The following is a 3,344-nucleotide window of genomic DNA, read 5'->3' as shown; positions in this document are numbered from 1 at the left end:
GGGGCCGGGACCGGCGTCCCCGTAGCGCGACGTCGAGTGAACTCTGCCGCCCGCAAAAATCGAAAGGTAGTGCGCGACCGCCTCCTCGGCGTTGAAATTGAACCAGAGACAGGGTGTGATCTTTTGTTCGCTCATGGTTTCCTCTCCTCCTGCGCCGCGCCTTCGGGCAGCAGCGTCTCGAAATAGCGTTTCAGGTGGTCGAGACAGTCGACCGCGACCAGAGGCCCGTGGCTCGCCTAGGCGAGGACGAAGGCGCCCTGCAGCACCGCCTGGGAAAAGAGCGCGGCGGTCTTCGGGCTCCAATCCGCGTCCGGCGCATGGAGAGCTTTCGCCAGAGCGAGATCGGCCTCCAACCGGGCCGCGTGCTCGCCGATGTAGCGGTCGCAGGCTTGGCGGATGACAGGGTGGGTGTCGTAGGCCTCCTGCACCATCGTGCCGAGGAGGCAGGTGAACTGCGGCAGCGCGCCCGCGAGGATCGCCTTGCGGAAATCGACATAGCCGAGCACGCGCGCCCGCGGATCGGGAAGGCTGGAATAAGGCGCGGCCTCGAAGATCGCGTCCGCGCTGCGCGCGAAATGCGCCGCCGCCGCCACGGCGCAGGCCTCCTTGCTGGTGAAATGATGGAAGAACGCGCCCTTGGTGAGACCGGCCTCCGCGCAGATGTCCTCGACGCGCGCGGCCGAATAGCCCTTCGCTCGGATGACATGGACAGCGGCGTCGAGGAGCTTTGAAAGGGAAACCTCCCCGGCTTTGGCCTTGGCCCTCCTCTTATCCTTCGTCGTAACGAGTTCGGAGGCGGGCATGGTGGCGATCCGTACGTTTGACCATCGAAAATACCGACCGGTTGGTATTTGTCAAGGGGGGGCGATTGGGAATCCGGAGGCGGCGCGACTAACCGGCGCTGGCGGACCGCGGAACCCGCGCGAGCTTGTCGGGATTGAGGGTCGCAAGCACCTTCGTGATGCGGCCGCCGTCGATCTCCACGGTCGCGACCGCGATCGGCGCGCCCTCGCGAGTCAGCACCCAGCCGGGGGCGCCGTTCACCGTGACGAACTGCAACGCGACGCCGGCGGCGCCTTTTGACATGACGCCAACGACAAAACGCGCGACCCGATCGGCGCCGCGAATGACGTTGCGGGCGGCGGCCACCTTTCCGCCGCCATCCGTCGCGCAGGAGACGTCTTCTGCGAGCAGCGACATGAGCGCGTTGTAGTCCCCGGTCCGCGCCGCCTCGCCGAACCGGCGCGCGAGGTTTCGAGCCGCCTCCCGGGTCGCGTTGAAGCGGGGCCGCTCGTCGCGCATCCTGCGCGAGGCGCGGCTCGCCAGCTGGCGGCACGCGGCTGGCGATGCCCCCAGAATGTCGCCGATCTCGGCGTAGTCGTAATCGAACCCTTCGCGGAGCAGATAGGCGGCGCGCTCGCGCGGGGTAAGCCGTTCGAGGACGAGGAGCATCGCCATCGTCAGATCGTCCGCGCGTTCCGCCTCCACACTTGCGTCATCCCAGGTCACGACCGGCTCGGGAAGCCACGGACCCTGATAGGCGGCGCGGGCGCGCTTGGCGGCCCTGAGGCGGTCGATGCAAAGCCGAGCGCAGGCGGTTACAAGCCAGGCCTCGGGGGCCGCGACGTCGGACGCGGCCGCGCGCCAGCGCAAATAGAGGTCCTGCACCGCGTCTTCGGCGTCGCTGATCGACCCCAGCATCCGGTAGGCGAGCTTGAAGAGGCGGGCGCGGGCGACCTCGAAAGCTTCAGTCGTCGCGAGCGAATCGCGCGTCATGGCGGGGTCGGCCGCAGGAGGCTGCAGGCGACCGCGTATCCAAGCGCCCGCTTCAGTGAGGGATAGAATCGCGCCATGGCGATGGCGTAGCCAAGATCCATGAGCCCCGCGCGGCCGATCAGGCCTTCGAGCTTGCGACGGACGTCGTCCGCCGCCGGATCATTTTCTGCGACGGCGCGCCCGAACCGCCAGGCGAGCGCGAGCCTCGGGTCCATCGCCTGAGGCCGATTGTCGAGGGCGGCCTGCAAGGCGTCTCGCGCGACGCCGTCCCTGGCGGCAAGGTTGAGGTGGATCTGGACGCATTCGCCGCAATCGTCGGACTGCGCGGCGGCCAGCGACGCCATATGGGCGATCCGCACGTCGAACTTCGGCTCTGCAGCCATTGCGAGCGAGGCAATCTTGCCGACGCGGACGAAAGCTGGCCAGTTGAGCCGCGCCATCTCGCTGACATAGTCCATCTTGACCCCGAGGCGCCGCTCGTTTGCTTCGATCAACGCCTTGAGCATTCCGCTCGGAAACGGCCAGGCGGCCTGCCAGCGGGCGGGAACGACGAGCGCGAGCGCGATCAGCGCCGGCGCATAGACTCCTAGAATCTCGGCAAAGAGCGCCGCACGCTCAGGCGGCGCACAGACGAAGAGAGTGGTCATGCGTTGGGCGCCATGGAGCGAAAGAAGATGGATGAGCGCGTGCAGGCCAAGGAACCCGGCGGCGGGTAGCGCGGCGACCCGCTCCAGCCGGACGACGGCAAGGGCGAGCGACAGCGCCGCTGCGAGATATGCAGCGCCGATGTCGAGGACGAAGTGATCGTTAAACGGTCCCGTCGCCGCCACGCCAGGCACGAGGCCGTACCACGACAAAGGCGCGGCGAGCATCGCGGCGCCATCGACGAAGAGCGCGAGCGAAAGCATCGCGCCTACGAGCGCCCATAGGGCGCGAGGGGGATCTGGGGCGAACATCGAAGCCTCCGTCAGGGTTCACGGAACCAAGACGTTCGACGCGGAGCGATTGTGACAGGGCGTTCGGATCCGCTTGCCTCCGTGTCTCCTACTCCGCCGCGCTCTGACGGGCCTTCGCGCCCGTCTTCGCCAATACGGGCTTGAGACAGGCGCCCGTGTGGCTCCGAAGTAGCGGCGGCGCGGACGGGCTTTGCCTCGCAACCCCGCGGCGCCCCGATGCGGCCGGTCGCCACCCGAGGCGACGGTCGCTCGGGTTCTCCTCCCGCGGGGATCGCGTACGCCCTGCTTCTAGCGCCCGACCGTTTCCGTCCGAGCCCGGCTCCTCGCCTCGCTCAGCGCTTCGGCGCGACGAGGGCGAACAGCGCGCCCTGGGGGTCGAGCGCCTGGACGATCCACTGTCCGCCCGGCACCTCCATCGGCCCGTTGGCGATCTCACCGCCCTTGGCCTTGATCCGCTCGACCGCCGGATCGAGCGCGTCGACGTTGACGTAGTAGAGCCAGAACGACGCCGGCGTCTGCGGCGTGCGGGTCATGATCCCGCCCTCCTCGCCGGAACCGGTCTTGAACATCCGGTAGACGCCCATCGGCCCCATGTCGAACTCGCTGGTCTTC

Annotated in this window: 5 protein-coding genes; all 5 read right to left on the bottom strand. The window is 68.2% G+C overall.

Translation table 11 applies throughout. The annotated features are described in order from the left end of the window. On the bottom strand, nucleotides 1-135 hold a 135-nt coding region (locus ACLP25_RS31185; RefSeq protein ID WP_442472962.1), incomplete at its 3' end, for a VOC family protein. A 101-nt stretch (nucleotides 136-236) separates the two neighbouring features. Further along, a complete protein-coding gene (locus ACLP25_RS31180) occupies nucleotides 237-803 on the bottom strand; it encodes a TetR/AcrR family transcriptional regulator (RefSeq protein ID WP_442472961.1) in 567 nt (188 codons plus the stop codon). 88 nt (nucleotides 804-891) lie between these two features. Beyond that, nucleotides 892-1,776: an RNA polymerase sigma-70 factor gene (locus tag ACLP25_RS31175; RefSeq protein WP_442472960.1), complete on the bottom strand. Its 885-nt coding sequence runs from the start codon at nucleotides 1,774-1,776 to the stop codon at nucleotides 892-894. Further along, nucleotides 1,773-2,732, bottom strand: a complete 960-nt coding sequence (locus ACLP25_RS31170) for a carboxymuconolactone decarboxylase family protein (protein ID WP_442472959.1) — start codon at nucleotides 2,730-2,732, stop codon at nucleotides 1,773-1,775. Before ACLP25_RS31170 ends, ACLP25_RS31175 begins: the two co-directional genes overlap by 4 nt. A 332-nt stretch (nucleotides 2,733-3,064) precedes the next feature. After that, nucleotides 3,065-3,344 (bottom strand): VOC family protein (locus ACLP25_RS31165; protein ID WP_442472958.1); only part of this gene is annotated, 280 nt, incomplete at its 5' end.

It is taken from the genome of Roseiarcus sp. (assembly GCF_052145395.1).
Classification (GTDB): domain Bacteria; phylum Pseudomonadota; class Alphaproteobacteria; order Rhizobiales; family Beijerinckiaceae; genus Roseiarcus.
Note: the sequence above shows the minus strand (reverse complement) of the source record. Positions and strands in the feature narration are given on the sequence as shown.

What these genes read in the sequence shown, in the direction of transcription:
- ACLP25_RS31180 (WP_442472961.1), bottom strand. Translation starts at nt 803, where the DNA reads ATGCCCGCCTCCGAACTCGTTACGACGAAGGATAAGAGGAGGGCCAAG.
- ACLP25_RS31175 (WP_442472960.1), bottom strand. Translation starts at nt 1,776, where the DNA reads ATGACGCGCGATTCGCTCGCGACGACTGAAGCTTTCGAGGTCGCCCGC.
- ACLP25_RS31170 (WP_442472959.1), bottom strand. Translation starts at nt 2,732, where the DNA reads ATGTTCGCCCCAGATCCCCCTCGCGCCCTATGGGCGCTCGTAGGCGCG.